Source organism: Streptomyces ortus (assembly GCF_026341275.1).
GTDB classification, from domain to species: domain Bacteria; phylum Actinomycetota; class Actinomycetes; order Streptomycetales; family Streptomycetaceae; genus Streptomyces; species Streptomyces ortus.
This window is the reverse complement of sequence record NZ_JAIFZO010000002.1, coordinates 7,546,419-7,565,691: the sequence shown is the minus strand read 5'-3', so window position 1 is coordinate 7,565,691 and position 19,273 is coordinate 7,546,419. Positions and strand designations below refer to the sequence as shown.

Below are 19,273 nucleotides of genomic sequence, written 5' to 3'. Positions count from 1 at the left end.
TCGGCCGCTCCGGTGCCTTTTCTTCCCGACTGGCCGCAATTGGCAATGCATGAAGACCAGTTGGCCGCGCCGCGCACAGTGTGGGACGCGGTCGTCCGCAGGTGACTCACCAGGTGCGGGAAGCCCGCCCGATGTCGGGATCGCGTACGAAGTGTCTCCGCTCTGTCGCCGTCGTGCCACGCGGCGGCGACCGGATGAGGTCTTCGCGATCTTGGCGCGTACCCGCGACTGACACCGACCGACGAGGAGAGCCTGTAGTGAGCCCCGAAGACGACCCCTCGGCGGACAGCGGACTGCGCTTCTCGGTGCTCGGGCCCCTGAGGGCCTGGCGGCACGAGACGGAGCTCAGCCTGGGCCCGCCGAAGCAGCGGGCGGTGCTCGCCCTGCTCCTGGTGCAGGCGGACCAGCCGGTACCACTGCACCAACTGGTCGACGCCTTATGGGACAACGAGCCGCCGGAGCACGCCGTCAATGTCGTCCACCGCCATGTCGGCACCCTCCGAAGACTGCTCGAACCGGAACTGACCGGAAGAGCCGGGGCCCGCGTCCTGGTACGCGCGGCGGACGGCTACCGGCTGAACACCGCGGACGGGGCGCTGGATCTCATGCGCTTCCGGGCCCTGCGCGACGCGGCACGGCGCGCGTCGGCCGCCGGACAGCCGGCCGAGGCCACCGACCTGTTCGTCGGCGCGCTCTCGCTGTGGCACGGACGGACCGCGGCGGGACTGCCCCGCACGGCGCACTCCCACCCGGTCTTCGCCGGAGTCGACGCCGAGTACCTGCACGCGGCCCGGGACGCCGCCGACGCGGCACTGGCCGCGCGACGGACCGCCGGGGTGCTCCCGCTGCTCCACCAGGCAGCCGACAGCGACCCGCTGAACGAGGTCCTGCAGGCGCGGCTCATCGTCGTGCTGGCCGCCGAGGGCCTGACGGCCCGGGCCCTGGACCACTACCAGGTCGTCCGGTCCCGGCTCGCGAGTGAGCTGGGCGTCGACCCCGGCCCCGAACTGCGCGACGCCCAGATCCGCGTGCTGCGTGGCACCACAGCGCCCGCGAGGACGTCCCACTCATCGGCGGAGGCCACCATCGCCACGGCCGCCCCCGGCACCGGGGGCGAGTCCTCCCCGGTGGTGCGCCCCGCCCAACTGCCCGCGGACCTGCACGCGTTCACCGGCCGACGGCCCGAACTGGAGTGGCTGCGCGACCTGTTGCCGGTCGACGGCGGTACGCCGACGGCCGTCGTCATCAGCGCGATCGGTGGCGCACCCGGAGTGGGGAAGACCACGCTCGCCCTGCACTGGGCCCACCGAAACGCCCACCGCTTCCCCGACGGGCAGCTGTATGTGAACCTGCGCGGCTACGACCCGGCCGAAGTCCCGCTCGCTCCGTCGGCCGCGGTCTGCCACTTCCTGGAAGCACTGGGCGTACCGACGGAGGACATCCCGCCGAGCCTCGACAGCCAGGCCGCCCTGTTCCGCAGCCTGCTGGCACGGCGGCGCGTTCTGCTGGTCCTGGACAACGCGCGCAGCGCCGAACAGGTGCGCCCGCTCCTGCCGGGGACACCGGCCTGCCTCACGCTGATCACCAGCCGTGCGCAGCTGCCCGGCCTCGTCGCCACCAACGGAGCGCGCTCCCTGCGCCTCGACATCCTCACCGTCGACGAAGCCGTGGAGTTCATGTCGAAGCGGCTGGGCGAGGCGCGGGTCGCGGCCGACCGGCAGGCGGCGCTCGCCATCGCCGAGCAGTGCGGCCGGCTGCCCCTCGCGCTGGCCATCGTGTGCGCGCGTGCGGAGGAGCACCGGGCCGCACCGCTCGCCGACATCACCGCCGAGCTCGCGGAGAGCCACGACGACCTCGGTGTCTTCGGCGTCGGGGACCCGGCCACCGACACGCGCTCGGTCTTCTCCTGGTCGTACCGCACCCTGACCCCGGCGGCGGCCCGGGTCTTCCGGCTGCTGTGGATGTGCCCGCCGCACGGGGTCTCCCCGCAGGCCGTGGCGAGCCTCGCCGGACTGACGACCGCGGCGACACGTCCGGTACTGGCCGAGCTCACCCGCGCCAACCTCTGGACCGAACCCGCGCCCGGCCGCTACGGCTCCCACGAACTGCTGCGGACCTTCAGCCAGGAGCTCTCCCTGGCCGACGACTCCCCCGACGCCCGTGACGAGGCCCGCCGCCGGCTCTTCGACCACTACCTGCACAGCGCGCACAGCGCCGCCACCCGGCTGTACACGCATCGGGAACCCCTTCCGCTGTCCGCCGCCGCCCCCGGTGCGCAGGTCGTCCGGTTCACCGACACGGACCGCGCGGCGAAGTGGCTCGCCCGGGAGATGCCGGCGCTGGAGGCGGTCATCACCCGGGACGGCGGTCACGGGAGCGGAGCCCACGCCTGGCGGATGGCCGCGACCCTCGAACTCGTCCTCGACCGGCGAGGACGCCGGGAGGAGCAGATCGAGCTCCACACCACGGCGCTCGCCGGCGCGCGGCGACTCGGTGAGAAGCGCGGCGAGGCCCACATGCACCGCGTCCTGGGCTTCGCGTACGTCCGGACGAACGACCACGCGCGAGGTGCCGCGCACCTGGAACGGGCGCTGGAGCTGTTCTCCGGGATGGAGGACGTCCCCTTCACGGCGCTGACCCACCGGTATCTGGCCTTCCTGGCGAACTCGCGCCAGGACCACCGCGAGGCGCTGGCCCAGTACAGGATCGCCTGCGCCCTGTACACGGGGTCGCGGGCGTACGTCGGTATCGCGAGCGTCACCAACGAGGTCGCCTGGACCCGCCTCCTCCTGCACGAGTACGAGGAGGCGCTGGACGACTGCCGCCGCGCGGTCCGCATCGCGCACAGGTCGGGCAACAGGAACATCGAGGCGGCGGCCTGGGACACCATGGGGGTGGCGCACCACCGCCTGGGACAGCACGACGAGGCCCTGGACGCCTTCGACCAGGCGCTCACCCACTACCGCGACCTGAACGACGCCTCGCTGGCCGCCGACACCCTCGTGCACCGGGGCGAGGCACTGGCCGTCACCTCGCCGCACGAGGCCCGCCGGGCGTGGCACGAGGCACTTGAGATACTCGACGCCCTCGGTCACACGGAGGCCGACAGGTTGGGCGAGCTGCTGCGCGGACACGCCGAGGACCCCTCGGGGCACCGCCCGGTCAGGATCAACATCTGAGAACGGCGGCGTGCGGCGGCGACACTCGCACCCCCGTACGCCCCGGTGCGCCGTTGTCTGATTCGATTGCACCGATCCAGCGATCAACCGGCCGAAAGGCCGACCGATCGAACGAAACCGACCATCACTTCCAAGGACGAACCCTGAGCTCGACACTCGCGACCGCTCTCTCCGCTCTGCTGCTCGTAGCGGTACTGGCCGGTGCCGTGATCCGGCCGTTCGGTCTGCCGGAGGCCACCGTGGCCGTCCCGGCAGCCGCACTGGTGATGGCCACCGGCGCCATCTCCCTCGACCACGCGCGGGCCGAGGCCGAGCTGCTCGGCCCGGTCGTGGGCTTCCTCGCCGCGGTGCTCGTGCTCGCCAAACTCTGCGACGACGAGGGTCTCTTCCGTGCCTGCGGCGCCTGGCTGGCCCGTACGTCGAAGGGGCGGCCCCAGCGCCTGCTGGCCGCCAACTTCCTGCTCGCCTCGGTCATCACGGCCGTACTGAGCCTGGACGCCACGGTCGTCCTGCTCACCCCGGTGGTGTTCGCCACCGTGGCCCGCCTCGGCGCCCGGCCTGGGCCCCATGTGTACGCGTGCGCCCATCTGTCGAACACGGCGTCCCTGCTGCTGCCCGTGTCGAATCTCACCAACCTGCTCGCGTTCACGGCCAGCGGCCTGAGCTTCACCCGGTTCGCCCTGCTGATGGGCCCCGCATGGGCCGTCGCCATCGCCGCCGAGTACCTGGTCTTCCGGCGCTTCTTCGCCGACGACCTGAAAGAACCGGTTGACCTGGACGGTGGCCCGGCGGGGGCGGCCGAGGACGATCCCGTCGACATGCCCGTGTTCGCGCTGGCCACGGTCGCCTGCACCCTCGCGGGCTTCGTCGTGACGTCCGCCGTCGGGATCGAGCCGGCGTGGGCGGCCCTCGCGGGAGCCCTCGTGCTGGCCGTCCGGGCGCTGGCCCGCGGACGCACCACCCCGCTCGCCGTGGTGCGGGCCACCTCGCTGCCCTTCCTCGCGTTCGTCCTGGCCCTGGGCATCGTGGTGCGCGCCGTGGTGGACAACGGCCTCTCGGACGCGCTCGGCCACCTGGTCCCGGACTCGTCCGGCCTGGCCGCGCTGTTCGCCATGGCGGTCCTGGCCGCCGCGCTGGCGAACCTCATCAACAACCTGCCCGCGGTCCTGGTCCTGCTGCCGCTGGCCGCGGCGGCGGGTCCCGGACCGATCCTCGCCGTCCTGCTCGGGGTGAACATCGGTCCGAACCTCACCTACGCCGGTTCGCTGGCGACCCTGCTGTGGCGGCGGATCGTCCACCAGCACGATCACAGCGTGGAGCTGGGCGAGTTCACCCGTCTCGGGCTGCTCACCGTGCCCGCCACATTGATCCCGGCGGTGGCCGCGCTCTGGCTCTCGCTGCGTGTGTTCGGAGTCTGAGTTCATCCGTTCGGGCCCTGAGCCCATGGGTTCAGGGCCCGCGTCACGCGTCCGGGCGAGGTCGCGCGAAGGGCATTGACGCTGTGACATGGCCATGCAATGCTCCGTTTTTGGGAGCGCTCCCATCCTTCTGTCGTCCACGCCGGACGCCCATCACGGACCCCATTCCAGGCACCGGGAGACGCTCCATGCCCATGTTCCCGCACGTGCACCGCCACCACTCCGGAAATCCCCGTCACGGCAGCGTCGCAAGACGCGGGACCGCCGCGCTGCTGACGGCCGTCCTGCTGACCGGCGGCCTCACCCTCGCGCCCGGCGCGGCCGGCGCCCAGTCCGCCGCCGATCCCGCCGCGGCCACCACGCCGGTACGGGTCAACCAGGCCGGCTACCTGCCCGACGGCCCCAAGCGCGCCACGGTGGTCACCGCGGCCTCCGAGCCGCTGACCTGGCAGTTGCGCAGCGCGTCGGGCTCCGTGGTCGCTTCGGGCCGGACCGTCGTGCACGGCCTGGACGCCGCCTCGGGCGAGGCGACCCAGGTGGCGGACTTCTCCGCGTTCCGCAAGACGGGAGCGGGTTTCGTCCTGGTCGTCGACGGGTGGAGCAGCGCCCCCTTCGACATCCGCGCAAACCTCTACGACACGCTGCGCAGCGATTCACTGGCCTTCTTCTACCACCAGCGCAGCGGCACGCCCATCGAGGCCTCGCTGGTGGGCCCCTCCTACGCACGCCCCGCCGGGCATCTCGGGGTCGCCCCCAACCAGGGCGACACGAGCGTCCCGTGCCAGGCGGGGGTGTGCGACTACACCCAGGACGTGCGGGGCGGCTGGTACGACGCGGGCGACCACGGCAAGTACGTCGTCAACGGCGGGATCTCGGTCTGGCTGCTCGTCGACTCCTTCGCGCGCGCCGAGCGGGCGGGTACCGCGTCCGCGCTCGGCGACTCGACCCAGCGGATCCCCGAACGCGGCAACGGCGTCCCCGACGTCCTGGACGAGGCCCGCTGGGAACTCGACTTCCTGATGCGGATGCAGGTGCCCGAGGGCAAGCCCTACGCCGGCATGGCCTTCCACAAGATTCACGACGCGGCCTGGACGGGTATCCCGACGCGGCCCGAACTGGACCCGCAGCCCCGCGAGCTGCACCGCCCGTCCACCGCGGCCACGCTCAATCTCGCCGCGACGGCCGCGCAGTGCGCGCGCGTGTTCAGGCCGTACGACTCCGCGTACGCGAAGCGGTGTCTGAGCGTGGCGCGCACGGCGTGGACCGCGGCGAAGGCCAACCCCGCGCTCTACGCGCCGGACTCGGACAGCACCGGCGGCGGCCCCTACAACGACGCCCAGGTCACCGACGACTTCTACTGGGCGGCGGCCGAGCTGTACGCGGCGACCGGCGAACGCGCCTACCGGGACGCGGTCACCGACTCCCCCTGGCACACCTCTGCGGACGCGCTCACCCCGACCGGTTTCAACTGGGCCGACACCGCGGCGCTGGGCCGGCTGACCCTGGCGACCGTGCCGAACGGGCTGCCCGCCTCCGACATCCGGCGCGTACGGGCCTCCGTGACCGCCGCAGCCGACGGGCACCTCGCCACGATGGCCGGGCAGGGCTACGCGGTGCCCATCCCCGCGAACGGGTACGTATGGGGCTCCAACAGCCAGGTCACCAACAACGCGATCGTGGTGGCCACCGCATACGCCCTGACCGGTCGGCAGCGGTACCGCGCGGGGGTGCTGGAGTCGATGGACTACCTGCTGGGCCGTAACACCCTGGATCTCTCCTATGTCACGGGCTACGGCGACACGTACGCCCAGAACCAGCACCACCGGTTCTGGGCGCATCAGTACGACGCCTCGCTGCCGCATCCGCCGGCCGGCTCCCTCGCGGGCGGTCCCAACAGCGGGCTGCAGGACCCGGTGGCGCAGGAGCATCTGGCCGGGTGCGCCCCCGCGGCCTGCTACATCGACGACATCGGCTCGTACTCCACCAACGAGGTGACGATCAACTGGAACGCCCCGCTGGCGTGGCTCGCGGCCTTCGCCGCCGAACGCCACCGCTGAGCCGACCGCCCCGCCGTCAGCGTCGGAGCCCCGCCCGGTACGCGCCGGGCGGGGCTCCGTAGCGCTGCCGGAAGACCCGGCTGAAGTGGAACGGGCTGGTGAAACCGGCGGCGACCGCGATCCGTTCCACCGGCAGGTCGGTCGCCTCCAGCAGTCGCGCCGCGTGCAGCAGCCGGGCGTCGAGCAGCGTCCGCATCGGTGAGCGGCCGAGCTGCTGGGTGAAGAGGTGGGCGAAGCGGGAGGGCGAGAGCGACACTCCGGCGGCCAGGGTGGCGACCGTGTGCGGCGCTCCCGGGTCGGCGGCGATACGTGCCTCGGCCCGTCGGATCCGCGCGTCGACGCCCGGCCGGTCCGCCTCCCCGCCGACCGTCACGGAAGCGGTCGCGGTCGCGGTCGTGAGCAGGACGATCGACTCCAGGGAGCAGAGGGCCAGTTCGCGGGCGGCGGTGCCGTGGGCGACGGCCACCGGGCCGCCCCCGGACTCGGCGGATCCCGCCTGCTCGGCGGATTCCGTGTCCGGCGGGGCGCCCTCCCCCGTCCACCGCGCGTCGGCGAGCATCCGCCCGAACGCCTGCTCCAGCCGGTCCCGCACACCGGCCGGTACCGGCGTGACGGCGTGGAGCCGGTCACCGAGCAGATGGGGTCGCAGCCGGTCCGTCCAGGCCGGGCGGGCCTGGCAGTGGACCCACCAGAACATCCACCGCGGGGCGCCCGGCGCGACCGCGTAGCGGTGGGGCACGCCGGGGCCGAGGACGACCAGGTCGCCCGCGCCCGACCGCGTCCAGGTGGCACCCTGCGTCAGCAGTCCCGCGCCGCCCGTGGTCCAGGTGAAGAGCCAGCTGTCGGCGCCGCCCGGCCGGTTGACGCTGTAGCCGGGGCGCTGGTCGAAGCGGCCGACGGTCACCAGGCCCGGCGGCGGGGACGGCACAGCAGCCTCGGGCAACTCGTCAGCACGCACAGGCATCCTCCCGGAAAGCGCTTGTACCTAGCGTGGGGCATCCAGAACAGCGGAGCGAGAGGGGCGTCGCATGCGTGGTCGTACGGCAGTCACGGACAGGGGGTTCGCGGGCGGCTTCGAGGAGGACGGCTTCGCTGTGGCGCGCGGGCTGTTCGCACCGGCGGAGATCGAGGCCCTGTGCGCCGCGTTCGCCGCCCTGCACGCCGCCGGACCGGTCCCGGGCCACTTCCGGCCCCGCGCGACCGGGGCCACCAGGGACGCCGGGACCACCGGAGTTGCCTCGGCGGCCGACCCGTTGGACGTCTACCCGCGGGTCATGCAGCCGCACCGCGTCAACGACCTGGCCCGGCGCTTCCTCCTCGAACCCCGGGTGCGCGAAAAGCTCGAACTCCTGCTGGGCGAGGAGGTGCTGGCGGCGCAGAGCATGTTCTACTTCAAGCCGCCGGGCGCCCGGGGCCAGGCCCTGCACCAGGACAACTTCTATCTGCGGACCGAGCCGGGCACCTGCGTGGCCGCCTGGATCGCCTGCGACACGATCGACCGGGACAACGGCGGCCTGGAGGTCGTCCCGGGCACCCACCGCATGGAGCTGTTCTGCCCCGAGGAGGCCGACGAGGCGCTGTCGTTCGCCCGCGAGTACGTGCCGCCGCCGCCCGGCCTGTCCGCCGTCCCCATCGACATGGCGCCGGGAGACGTCCTCTTCTTCAACGGCAGCCTGGTGCACGGCTCCCCGCCCAACCGCAGCGCCGACCGCTTCCGCCGCTCGTTCATCGGCCACTACGTCGGCCGTTCCACGGAGCGCATCGGCCGTTACTACCCCACCCTGACCATGAGCGGAGATCCCGCTCAGCTGCGGGAGAGCGAGGGCGCGGGCCCGTGCGGCACGGAGTTCGCACCGTCGGGCCCGCACTGAACCGGCACCGGACCGAAGGGCCCGCACCGAATCGAGGGTCCCGCCCGGTCAGGAACGCAGCAGGTCCGCGGCGCCCAGGTCGAGCACACCGCCGTGCCAGGTCAGCCCGCGCAGATCGCGTACGACGACCGGGGCACCGGTGTCCAGGCCGCGCGGCCCGACGCCGATGACGTACGCACCGGCCGCCTCCCCCGCCCGGGCACCCGCGACGGCGTCCTCCAGGACGACGGTCCGCGCGGGGTCCGCACCGAGGCGTGCCGCTGCCGCGAGGTAGCCGTCGGGGGCCGGCTTGCCGTTCGTGACGTCGTCCGCGCTGATGAGCACGGGCGGCAGGGGAAGGCCCGCGGCGGCGAGGCGGGCCCGGGCCAGCCCGGTGACTCCGGAGGTGACGACGGCCCAACTGCCCTCCGGCAGGCTCGTCAGGAGGTCGAGGGCGCCGGGCAGCGCGGTCGTGGTGGCGGCAGCCTCGATCTCCAGGCGGTCGATCTCGGCGAGCGCGGCCGACCGCTCCCCGGGGTCGCTCACCAGCAGGGCGACGGTGTCGGCGGAGCGGCGTCCGTGCACCATCGCCGTGACCTTCTCGGCGGAGAGCCCGCGGGCCCGGGCCCACCGGCTCCACGCCTGGTCGACGCCGAAGTCGGAGTCGACCAGCACGCCGTCGTTGTCGAAGAGGAGCCCCTCGCAGGGGATCCTGCTGTCCGTGGTCGTGTCCGGGAACTTCATGTCCTGGGTCCGGGCCTTTCAGAGGACGGGGCGGTTGCGGTAGCGGCCCACGAGTTCGCGGGCGGCGGCCTGCATACGGGCGGGCGGCAGCCCCTGGGCCAGCAGGGTCAGATCGTCGACGACCATGTCCCCGATGGTCAGGAAGGCCTCCGGGATGCCGCCCGCGCGGTGGGCGGAGAGGACCAGACCCTCCAGGGAACGGGCGGGTTCGCCGGCCGGGACGGGTTCGTCGGGCCAGACGTCGATCCCCGCGAGGAGGCGGCCCCGGGCAACCTCGGCGAGCAGCGCGGGAAAGTCCACCACGGGCGCGCGGCTGACGAGGACGAGCCGGGCGCCGTCGGGCAGCAGTGCCAGTTCACGCTCGCCGAGCAGCTGGCGGCTGTCGTCGGTGACGGTGGCCAGCACGAAGACGAATGTGCTGCGGGCCAGCGTCTCGTCGAGCGGGGCGGGCACCAGGCCCTGCTCGCGCAGGACGGCGGGCGGCAGCCAGGGGTCGTACACGCGCAGGGTCGGGCGGAAGGGCGCGAGGAGCGGGTGGAGGCCGCGGCCGAGGTTCCCGAAGCCGATCAGGCCGATGTCCGCGCCGCGCAGCAGGACGGAGTCGGCGGTGCCGTCGGACACGTACCGCTCCCGTCCGGCGCGGAAGGCACGGTCCTCGCGGCTGATGCCGCGTGCCAGGTCGAGGGCGAGCCCGAGGGCGTACTCGGCGACGGCCTGGGCGTAGGCGGGTCCGCAACCCAGGACATGGATGCCGCGGCGGAAGCATTCCTCGTAGTCGACGTTCGGGAAGAAGTTGCCCTCGATGTTGAGCAGGGCTCTCAACTCGCCGGCGCGGGCGAGGCGTCCGGCGGGCAGGTCGGGCTGGCCGACGACGGCGAAGGCGCCCGGCAGGGCCCGGTCGAAGGCCTCCTCGGTGTCGGGTCCGACGACGGTGAAGCGGTCGTGGAGCCGGGCCAGGGTGTCCGGCCTGAAAATGCGGTCCAGGGGGTGCGGGTCGGGGCGCAGGATCACGAGCGGCTTGTGCGGGACGCTCACGGTTCTCCTCACATCCGTCGTGCGACCGGCGCCGTCGGCACCGACTTGACGTGCGGGTTTGGGCGCGCTTTGATCCATACGTGCCCAGCCGTACAGCCCGGCACTCAGAGGTGCGCCCAGCCGGTGGACAAGCTCCGCAGTCCGGCCACAGTCGCCAGGACCGTCACGGAGTCCGAGGCGGGGTCGTACTCGCGATCGATGGAGCGGACATGCCCGCCAAGCGTGGCCCCCGCACGGGACTTCTCGGGGCGGCAGCCGCCCTGGTCGCCCTCGCGGCCCTGGTCTCCTGCACGTCGGACGGGGACGGCAAGGACGCCGCAGGCCCCACAGGCAGCAGGGACGGTGCCGGCAGCACGAAGCCGCGTTCCGAGGCCGTACGGCTGCCCCCGGTGCCCGACGGTTTCGACTACCAGATCGGCGGCGCCTACACCCCGCCGTCCGGCGTCCGGATCGTCGCCCGGGACCGCGGTGACGACCCCGCGCGCGGCCTGTACAACATCTGTTACGTCAACGCCTTCCAGGCCCAGCCCGACGAGCAGGACGACTGGCCCGACGACCTGCTGCTGCGGGACGGGAAGGGCGAGGTCGTCATCGACGCCGACTGGGACGAGGCACTGCTCGACATCGGCACACCCGCCAAGCGCAAGCGGGTCGCGGATCGGGTCGACCAGTGGATCGACGGCTGCGCGGACAAGGGCTTCGACGCGGTCGAGCCGGACAACTACGACAGCTACACCCGCTCCGACGGGCTCCTGAACGCGGACGACGCCGTGTCCTTCATCAAGCTGCTGTCGCAGCGCGCGCACGCTCGCGGACTGGCCATCGCCCAGAAGAACACCGTGGAACTGGCGGACCGGCGCACCCGCGCCGGGCTCGACTTCGCCGTGGTGGAGGAGTGCGGCGCGTACGACGAGTGCGGCGAGTACGCGGACGCCTTCGACGACAAGGTTGTCGTGGTGGAGTACACCGACAAGGGCTTCGAGAAGGCCCTCGACGGTTTCGGCGACCGGCTGAGCGTCGTGCGCAGGGACGTCCAGGTGTCGACGCCGGACAGCGACGACTACGTCCGCGAGACCGGCTGACCACGTGACCGGCTGACCAGGTGACCGGCTGACGGCAGCAGCCCCGTACTCACCGCCCGCGGGTCAGCGCTCCAGCAGGTCCAGCGCCTGCTCCCAGCGGAACCCGCGCTGCTCCGGTCCGCCGAAGGCGTGCTCCCCGAACCGGACCCCCATCCCGCGCAGCCTCTCCAGGCTGTCCCGGTACGCGGGGTGGGCGGTCAACGCCTCGCTCACACAGGGCAGTACGGAGATCGGCACCCCCATCCCGTACGCCTCGCAGAGCGTGCCGAGGGCCAGCGTGTCGGAGATGCCGGCCGCCCACTTGTTGACGGTGTTGAAGGTCGCGGGCGCCACGGCGACGGCGTCCGGGTCCGGGAACGGACGCGGATCGCCGGGCGAACGCCAGGCCGACCTGACCGGGCGGCCCGTCCGCGCCTCGACCGCCGCGACGTCGAAGAAGCCCGTCGCCAGCGGGGTCGCGATGACACCGACCTCCCAGGTGCGCTCCTGCGCCAGGGAGATCAGCTCACCGATGCCGTCGGCGACTCCGGCCGCGCAGACGACGACGTACAGAAAGGGCTTCCGGGCCTGTTGAGCCACCTGCTCAGCCACCTGCTCGGCCGCTTGCCCAGTCACCTGTTCAGTCACCTGTTCAGTCACCCGGGAACCCTACTGAACCGGCGGCGACTCCCCTCGCTCCCCCGGCCGCGCGCCACGCGCCGGGCGGGCCGTCGGCCATTGACTGAGGCCCTGACGGGTTGCAGACTCCCCCTTGAAGATTCAATGGACGATTGTTCACCAGACGAACGTGGGCGTTCCGTCGTGGAGCGCCGCGCGCGCGTCGCCCGACGGGAAGAGCCACGCATGACCCTCCATCGTGATCTGCTGATCGGCGGCAAGGACCAGCCCGCGGTCTCCGGCCGCACCGCCGAGGACGTGAATCCCTACAGCGCCCAGCTGTACGCCACGGTCGCCGCGGCCGGCGTAGAGGACGTCACCCGGGCCGTGGACGCCGCCGACGCCGCGTTCGAGGGGTGGGCCGCGCTCGGCCCGGCGCAGCGGCGCACGATCTTCCTCGCCGCGGCCGACCTGCTGGAGGCCCGCACCGAGGACGCCGTACGGATCATGGCGGGCGAGGTGGGCGGCACCCGTCCCTGGGCCATGTTCAACGTCGGTCTCGCCGCGAACATCCTCCGCGAGGCCGCCGCCGCGGTGACCGCGCCGCGGGGAGAGGTCCTGAGCGCGCAGCAGGAGGGCACGCTGGGACTCGCGGTCCGTGAACCCGTCGGTGTCGTGGCCGCCTTCTCGCCGTGGAACGCCCCGGTCATCCTGGGGGTACGGGCCGTCGCGGCGCCGCTCGCCGCCGGCAACACCGTGGTGATGAAGCCGAGCGAGGACGCGCCGATCGCCTGCGGTCTGTTCATCGCGGACATCCTGCGCGAGGCGGGCCTGCCCGACGGCGTCCTGAACGTGGTCACGAACGCCCCCGAGGACGCGGCCGACGTCGCCGAGGCCCTGATCGCCGACGAGCGCGTACGGGCCGTCAACTTCACCGGCTCCACGGGTGTCGGCCGGATCATCGGTGTGCACGCGGCCCGGCATCTGAAGCCCGCGGTCCTCGAACTGGGCGGCAAGAACTCGGTGATCGTGCTGGACGACGCCGATGTCGACTACGCGGTCGACGCGGCCGTGTTCTCCGTCTTCATGAACTCCGGCCAGATCTGCATGTCCGCCGACCGGATCCTCGTGCACGAGAGCCTGGCCGAGGAGTTCACGGCCAGGTTCACCGCGAAGACCGAGTCGCTCGCGTCCGGCGACCCGGCGGATCCGCACACCGTCGTCGGCCCGCTCGTCACCCGGGACGCCGCCCGCCGGGTCGCGACGCTCGTGCAGGACGCCGTCGCCAAGGGCGCGACCGTCCTCACCGGCGGCGCCGAACCCGAGGGAGCTGTGCATCCGGCGACGGTCCTGACCGACCTTCCCGAGGACGCCGAGCTGTACCGCGGGGAGGCCTTCGGTCCGCTCGCCGTGATCAGCACGTTCCGTACGGACGACGAGGCGATCTCCTTCGCCAACTCGACGGAGCACGGGCTGACCTGCGGGATCATCACCGAGAACGGCACCCATGGGCTCAGGGTCGCCCGCCGGATCCGTACCGGCATCGTGCATGTCAACGACCAGTCGGTCGCCGACGAACCGAACGCGCCCTTCGGCGGGTTCAAGGGCAGCGGCTACGGGCGCTTCGGCGGACGCTGGGGCATCGAGGCGTTCAGCAACACCCGCTGGGTGACCCTGGCCACGCAGCAGGCGCACTTCCCGTTCTAGATCCCTCCATGGTGACTCGGACGGCCGTACTCGGGCAGGTGTGAGGGTGAAACGTTCCGTGCGGGATGAAAAAGACACGGCGAACGTGTTGAACTCCCAATCGGCAGGCGCCGACGGGAGTCGGCACGGGCCTGCACGAGTCGTACACGACGACGATCGATGGGATGGATGACATGCCTCTTGAGGGTGAGTACGAGCCCAGTCCCACCCAGTGGGTGCGGGATCAGGTGGAGCTGTACGAGCGCTCCGGCGGTACCGAGGGGACGACCTTGCGGGAGACGGGACGTCCCGTGATCGTGCTGACCACCCGGGGTGCGAAGAGCGGGAAGATCCGCAAGACGCCGCTCATGCGGGTCGAGCACGACGGCCGCTACGCCGCCGTCGCCTCGCTGGGCGGCGCGCCCAAGCACCCCGTCTGGTACCACAACGTGGTCGGCGACCCCCGCGTGGAGCTGCAGGACGGTCCGACGCGCCAGGACATGGTCGCGCGCGAGGTGACCGGCGAGGAGAAGGCCCAGTGGTGGGAGCGGGCGGTCGCCGCGTTCCCCGACTACGCCGACTACCAGAAGAAGACCGACCGGGAGATTCCCGTCTTCGTCCTGGAGCCGGTCGCCGGCCACTGAGCCCTTCCGGGCACAGGTGCATGAACCGGTGAGCGTCGGGCACCCGACGCTCAGGTCCCGCCGCGCTCCCCCGTCGCGGCGGGGCCCTTTTCGTGTGCGGCGGCCCGGCGCGCGACGCGGGCGTCGGTCACGTCGAGGAAGATCTGGTCGACCTCCGGGACCAGATTGCGCACGGACTCCTTGATGCGTATCGCGACGAGTTCGACCTCCTCGCTGTCCATGCCGGGCGTCAGGTCGACCCGGGCCGCCACCAGGGTCGAGTCGGGGCCGAGCTGCATGGTCAGCAGGGACTCCACGGAGTCGATCTCGGGCTGGGCCTCCAGCAGGGCGCGGATGCGGCTGCTCGACTCCTCGTCGGTGGCCTGCCCGATCAGCTGGTCGCGCGCGTCACGGCCCAGCCGGTAGGCCACGTAGACCAGGAGGCAGCCGATGGCGATGGAGGCCGAGGCCTCGTAGACGACCTGGCCGGTCACCATGTGCAGGGCCATGCCGGCGATCGCGAAGAGCACTCCCAGTACGGCGGTGCCGTCCTCGGCGATGACGGTACGCAGGGCGGGGTCACGGATCTCGGTGGAGAAGCCGCCCTGCCTGTGCACCTGGTGGAGCGCCCGCAGCAGGGAGGCTCCCTCGGCGAGGAGCGCCACGACCAGGACCGCGAGGCCCGCCACATACCCGCTGTGGGACTCGGAGCTCTCGCTGCCCAGGGCCTCGAAGCCCTGGAAGAAGGAGAAGCAGCCGCCCATCAGGAAGATGCCCACGGCGGCCAGCAGTGACCAGAAGAAGCGTTCCTTTCCGTACCCGAAGGGGTGACGGTTGTCGGCGGGCCGCCTGCTGCGGCGCAGGGCGGCCAGCAGGAAGACCTCGTTCAGGCTGTCGGCCACCGAGTGCGCGGCCTCCGACAGCAGGGCGGGCGATCCGGCGAACAGACCGCCCACCGCCTTGGCCACGGCGATCACGAGGTTGGCGGCCAGCGCCACCAGCACGGTGACACGGGTACGGCGGTCCGATGCGGACGAAGACTCACGGTTCACCTCCGCCGAATGCCCCACCCGCCCTGCCTCACACGAGGTGACGGCGGATTTCGGGGAACCCTCCCGGAGGCGGACGGACGAGAGGAGACGCTTCATGAGCGACACCAAGAGCGCCGGCGAGGGCAACAGCGCGCTCGGGAAGAAACCCTTCAAGCGGTCGAAGAGCCACTTCGCGGACCGTGTGACGGCCGACGGACGCGACGGCTGGCCGGTCGAGGCCGGGCGCTACCGGCTGGTCGTCAGCCGGGCCTGCCCCTGGGCGAGCCGCGCGGTGATCTCGCGGCGGCTGCTGGGCCTTGAGGACGCCCTGCCGATGGCGGTCACCGACCCGATCCAGGACGACCGCAGCTGGCGCTTCACCCTGGACCCCGGGGGCCGCGACCCCGTACTGGGCATCCGCTACCTCGCCGAGGCGTACGAGGCCCGTGAGCCGGGCGCTCCGAGCGGTGTCAGCGTGCCCGCCCTGGTGGACGTGGGCAGCGGGCGCCTGGTGACCAACGACTACCAGCAGCTGACCCTGGACCTCGCCACCGAGTGGCGGGACCTGCACCGCGAAGGGGCGCCGGACCTCTATCCGGAGGGGCTCCGCGACGAGCTGGACGAGGTCATGGAGGAGGTGTACCAGGACGTCAACAACGGGGTGTACCGCGCCGGGTTCGCGAACAACCAGGAGGAGTACGCGGCGGCCTACGAGGGTGTGTTCCACCGGCTGGAGGCGCTGTCGCGGCGGCTCGAAGACCGGCGGTACCTGGTCGGGGACACCATCACCGAGGCTGACATCCGGCTGTTCACCACCCTGGTCCGCTTCGACGCCGTCTACCACGGCCACTTCAAGTGCAACCGCCACAAGCTGACGGAGGATCCGGTGCTGTGGGCCTACGCCCGTGATCTCTACCAGACGCCCGGGTTCGGCGACACCGTGGACTTCGACCACATCAAGCGGCACTACTACCGAGTCCACGAGGGGATCAACCCGACCCGCGTCGTACCGCTCGGCCCCGACCTGTCCGGCTGGCTGACCGCGCACGGCCGCGAGGAGCTGGGCGGGCGCCCGTTCGGCGACGGGAGCCCGCCCGGTCCCGTACGCGAGGGCGAAGAGGTACCGGCGGCGGGCCGGCCCTGACGGGATCGGGGCCGCGTATTCGCCGCTGAACTGGACACTCGCCTGATGTCCTGGAAAACAGCTACCGAAGGAGAGCCAGGTGCCGAAGAAGAAGAGCCTGCCCGTCGTCTACAAGCCCATCGGGTTCCTGCTCGGCTGGACGAGCGGAACCCTGGCCGGGATGGCGTTCCAGAAGACCTGGAAGATGATCCGCCACGAGGACGACGCACCCGACGCGCTGGACAAGAACCGCGGCTGGGGCGAGGTGCTGTTCGCGGCGGCCGTCCAGGGCGCGATCTTCGCGGTCGTCCGCAGCGCGGCGGACCGCACCGGCGCGAAGGCCATCGAACGGTCCACCGGCGTGTGGCCCGGCGACGACAAGGGGGGCCGCGACTGAGGATCCCTACCGTCCAGTACGGTGGCCTTCCTACAGGTGGCCGACAGTCAGGGAGCCAGTCGTGACGAACCAGGCAGCGGTGGGCGACACCGTCGCGGACTTCACTCTCCCCGACGAGACGGGCACGCCCCGGCAGCTCTCGGAGCTGCTGGGCGAAGGCCCGGTCGTGCTCTTCTTCTATCCGGCGGCGCTCTCCTCGGGCTGCACCGCCGAGGCCTGCCACTTCCGCGACCTGGCCGCCGAGTTCACGGCCGCCGGGGCACGGCCGGTGGGGATCAGCGCCGACACGGTCGAGCGTCAGCGGGAGTTCACCGAGAAGCACACCCTCGGCTACCCGCTGCTGTCCGACCCGGACGGTACGGTCCGCGAGCTGTTCGGGGTCAAGCGCGGTTTCTCACTGGCGCCCACCAAGCGGGTCACCTTCGTGATCGCCGAGGACCGGACGATCCTCGAAGTGGTGCGCAGCGAGCTCCGGATGAGCGCGCACGCGGACCGCGCCCTGGCGGCCCTGCGCGCGCACCGCGCCTGACCGGACCCCCTCGGGGCGATCCGGCCGGGACCGGGCTCAGCCCTGCTTGGGGGCGGTCGCCGCTTCCGTGCGCAGGGTGAAGGAGTGGCCGGACGGATCGGCGTAGCCCCGCTCCTCGTACGGGCCGCCCGCGTCCTTGGCCTCCACGGCGCGCCCGCCCAGGCCGATGACCTTGCGCTCGGCCTCGTCCAGGTCCTCCACGTAGAAGTCCAGATGGGCCTGGAGGGAGTTCTCGGGACGCGGCCAGCTGGGCGGGGTCGCGTTGACGTCCCGGCGGAACGCCATCCGCATGCCCTCGGCGCCCCTGATCTCCACCCGGTTCGCCGTCGCGTGGGTCTCCTCGCCGTCGAGGAACTCCTTGTAGAACGCGGCGAGTTTCTCGGGCTCCGAACAGTCCAGCACGACGATGCCTGCCACTACCAGTGCCATATCTCCTCCGAAGACGGCCCGAGCGCGAACGGCCGTCCGCCCACTGCTCGTCGACCGGGTACCCCGTCCCGTGGAGAACAGCCCGCACGACCGGCCGAGGACGGCCCGGCGGCGCAAGCACGCACATTGAGCCACGGAGGCCGACAAATCGCCGGGGTCACGGGTCGTCGTCACGCGGGTTCACGGTGAAGTCACCGAGGCCGCGGCACAGATCATTTACGATCAGGGCAGCCTCGTAGCGTAAATCGAGTCAACTTACGTCTCGGGAAACGTAGTTCGGGTCAGCGGGCGGCACTTCCGCACGTCCGCGCGCGGGGGTTGGGGGCCCTGCGATGTCGTCTCTGGAAAGGACGCGAATGCCGCAGGACGTCAGGTTCGACCTCCCCTTCACCACCCCGGTCAGCACCCACCTCGACTACGCACAGGCCCGCCATCTGCGCTGGGTGTGGGACAAGGGCCTGGTGCGCAGCAACGCCGGCTTCGAGGAGTACCGGTCCTGGGACCTGCCCCAGGCAGCCGCCCGTACGTATCCCCACGCGTCGGCCGACGACATGGTCGTCCTGATGAACTGGTTCTCGCTGGCCTTCCTCTTCGACGACCAGTTCGACTCGGGCAGGCCGGACCGTGCCGACCGCATAGCGGAGGTGGCGCGGGAACTCATCGTCACGCCCCTGCGCCCGGCGGGCATCACCCCCCGGGTGGTCTGCCCCATCACCGTGGCCTGGGCCGAGGTCTGGGCCCATCTTTCGGATGGCATGTCTCTGACATGGCGGACACGGTTCGCGGCCTCCTGGGGCCGTTTCCTCGTGGCGCACACCGAGGAGGTCGACCTCGCCTCCCGCGGTCTGGCCGGCACGCTCGACCTTCAGGAGTACGCGGCGTTCCGTCGCCGTACGGTGGGCATCCACCACAGCATCGACGCCGGGGAGCGCAGCCGCGGCTTCGAGGTGCCCGCCGAGGCGGCGGCCCATCCGCTGATGGAGCGGATGCGGGACCTGGCCGCCGACACCATCGGCTTCATGAACGACATCCACTCCTTCGAGCGCGAGAAACGCCGGGGGGACGGCCACAACCTGATAGCCGTCCTGCACCGCGAGCGCCGCTGCGGCTGGCAGGAGGCCGCCGACGAGGCGGTCCGGATGACCAATGCGTGCCTCGCCGAGTACCTCGAACTGGAGGCGCAGGTACCGAAGATGTGCGACGAGCTGGGCCTGAACGAGGAGGAGCGCGGCAGGGTCCGGATGGGCGTCGAGGCGATCCAGCACTGGATCAACGGCAACTACGAATGGGCGCTGACCTCGGGCCGTTACGCCGCCGACAAGGAGACGCCCGCCTCGAAGGCGGAACTGGCGGGCAAGGGCTCCCTGGACGACCTCCTGGCGGTCTGAACGCCCGAGAGTCCGACAACGTTTTCCCGACGCGCCCCGACGGCCCCTGTCCGGCAGTTCCGCTGCCGGACAGGGGCCGTCGGGGCGCGGGGAACCGGGCGAGCG

The 19,273-nt window shown here is 72.0% G+C and carries 17 protein-coding genes; 11 read left to right on the top strand and 6 right to left on the bottom strand.

The annotated features are described in order from the left end of the window. Positions 1-257 precede the first annotated feature (257 nt). The 3 genes from K3769_RS36110 (at position 258) to K3769_RS36100 (ending at position 6,654) form a co-directional block, all read left to right on the top strand. Complete coding sequence (locus K3769_RS36110) at positions 258-3,179, top strand: AfsR/SARP family transcriptional regulator (protein ID WP_267030431.1); 2,922 nt, start codon at positions 258-260, stop codon at positions 3,177-3,179. Between the two features lie 143 nt (positions 3,180-3,322). Next, entirely contained in the window at positions 3,323-4,597 is a 1,275-nt protein-coding gene (locus K3769_RS36105; protein WP_267031691.1) for an SLC13 family permease, read from the top strand. 194 nt (positions 4,598-4,791) lie between these two features. Beyond that, on the top strand, positions 4,792-6,654 hold the full coding sequence (locus K3769_RS36100) for a glycoside hydrolase family 9 protein (protein WP_372515185.1): 1,863 nt from the start codon (positions 4,792-4,794) through the stop codon (positions 6,652-6,654). Positions 6,655-6,670: 16 nt separating this feature from the next. On the opposite strand, the gene K3769_RS36095 is transcribed toward K3769_RS36100, so the two are convergent. Beyond that, positions 6,671-7,618, bottom strand: a complete 948-nt coding sequence (locus K3769_RS36095; protein WP_267030430.1) for a helix-turn-helix domain-containing protein — start codon at positions 7,616-7,618, stop codon at positions 6,671-6,673. Between the two features lie 64 nt (positions 7,619-7,682). Between K3769_RS36095 and K3769_RS36090 the strand changes: the two genes are divergently transcribed. Then, on the top strand, positions 7,683-8,525 hold the full coding sequence (locus K3769_RS36090) for a phytanoyl-CoA dioxygenase family protein (protein ID WP_267030429.1): 843 nt from the start codon (positions 7,683-7,685) through the stop codon (positions 8,523-8,525). Between the two features lie 48 nt (positions 8,526-8,573). Here K3769_RS36090 and K3769_RS36085 read toward each other — a convergent pair whose 3' ends face one another. Continuing rightward, a complete protein-coding gene (locus tag K3769_RS36085) occupies positions 8,574-9,248 on the bottom strand; it encodes an HAD-IA family hydrolase (RefSeq protein ID WP_267030428.1) in 675 nt (224 codons plus the stop codon). Positions 9,249-9,266: 18 nt separating this feature from the next. Continuing rightward, complete coding sequence (locus K3769_RS36080) at positions 9,267-10,283, bottom strand: NAD(P)-dependent oxidoreductase (RefSeq protein WP_267030427.1); 1,017 nt, start codon at positions 10,281-10,283, stop codon at positions 9,267-9,269. A gap of 209 nt (positions 10,284-10,492) precedes the next feature. Here K3769_RS36080 and K3769_RS36075 point away from each other — a divergent pair, with 209 nt between their 5' ends. Further along, positions 10,493-11,365, top strand: a complete 873-nt coding sequence (locus tag K3769_RS36075) for an endo alpha-1,4 polygalactosaminidase (RefSeq protein ID WP_267030426.1) — start codon at positions 10,493-10,495, stop codon at positions 11,363-11,365. A 63-nt stretch (positions 11,366-11,428) separates the two neighbouring features. Here K3769_RS36075 and K3769_RS36070 read toward each other — a convergent pair whose 3' ends face one another. Next, positions 11,429-11,980, bottom strand: a complete 552-nt coding sequence (locus K3769_RS36070) for a flavoprotein (protein ID WP_267030425.1) — start codon at positions 11,978-11,980, stop codon at positions 11,429-11,431. Positions 11,981-12,208: 228 nt separating this feature from the next. Between K3769_RS36070 and K3769_RS36065 the strand changes: the two genes are divergently transcribed. Continuing rightward, positions 12,209-13,669 (top strand): aldehyde dehydrogenase family protein, encoded by a 1,461-nt coding sequence (locus K3769_RS36065; protein ID WP_267030424.1) that lies wholly within the window; start codon positions 12,209-12,211, stop codon positions 13,667-13,669. A 173-nt stretch (positions 13,670-13,842) separates the two neighbouring features. Then, entirely contained in the window at positions 13,843-14,292 is a 450-nt protein-coding gene (locus K3769_RS36060; RefSeq protein ID WP_267031690.1) for a nitroreductase family deazaflavin-dependent oxidoreductase, read from the top strand. A gap of 50 nt (positions 14,293-14,342) precedes the next feature. Here the strand turns inward: K3769_RS36060 and K3769_RS36055 are convergent, their stop codons facing one another. Further along, positions 14,343-15,323 carry a cation diffusion facilitator family transporter gene (locus tag K3769_RS36055; RefSeq protein WP_267030423.1) on the bottom strand — a complete coding sequence of 327 codons (981 nt, stop codon included), beginning with the start codon at positions 15,321-15,323 and terminating at the stop codon, positions 14,343-14,345. 94 nt (positions 15,324-15,417) lie between these two features. On the opposite strand from K3769_RS36055, the gene K3769_RS36050 reads away from it, so the two are divergent. From K3769_RS36050 to K3769_RS36040, 3 genes are all read left to right on the top strand, one after another. Further along, a complete protein-coding gene (locus K3769_RS36050; protein ID WP_267030422.1) occupies positions 15,418-16,446 on the top strand; it encodes a glutathione S-transferase family protein in 1,029 nt (342 codons plus the stop codon). Positions 16,447-16,525: 79 nt separating this feature from the next. Beyond that, positions 16,526-16,822, top strand: coding sequence for a DUF4235 domain-containing protein (locus K3769_RS36045; RefSeq protein WP_267030421.1), 297 nt, complete (start codon positions 16,526-16,528; stop codon positions 16,820-16,822). A 61-nt stretch (positions 16,823-16,883) separates the two neighbouring features. Beyond that, a complete protein-coding gene (locus tag K3769_RS36040; RefSeq protein ID WP_267030420.1) occupies positions 16,884-17,351 on the top strand; it encodes a peroxiredoxin in 468 nt (155 codons plus the stop codon). Between the two features lie 36 nt (positions 17,352-17,387). On the opposite strand, the gene K3769_RS36035 is transcribed toward K3769_RS36040, so the two are convergent. Next, positions 17,388-17,780 (bottom strand): VOC family protein, encoded by a 393-nt coding sequence (locus K3769_RS36035; protein WP_267030419.1) that lies wholly within the window; start codon positions 17,778-17,780, stop codon positions 17,388-17,390. 356 nt (positions 17,781-18,136) lie between these two features. Here K3769_RS36035 and K3769_RS36030 point away from each other — a divergent pair, with 356 nt between their 5' ends. Next, positions 18,137-19,168, top strand: a complete 1,032-nt coding sequence (locus tag K3769_RS36030) for a 7-epi-alpha-eudesmol synthase (protein ID WP_267030418.1) — start codon at positions 18,137-18,139, stop codon at positions 19,166-19,168. The last annotated feature ends 105 nt before the right edge of the window (positions 19,169-19,273 follow it).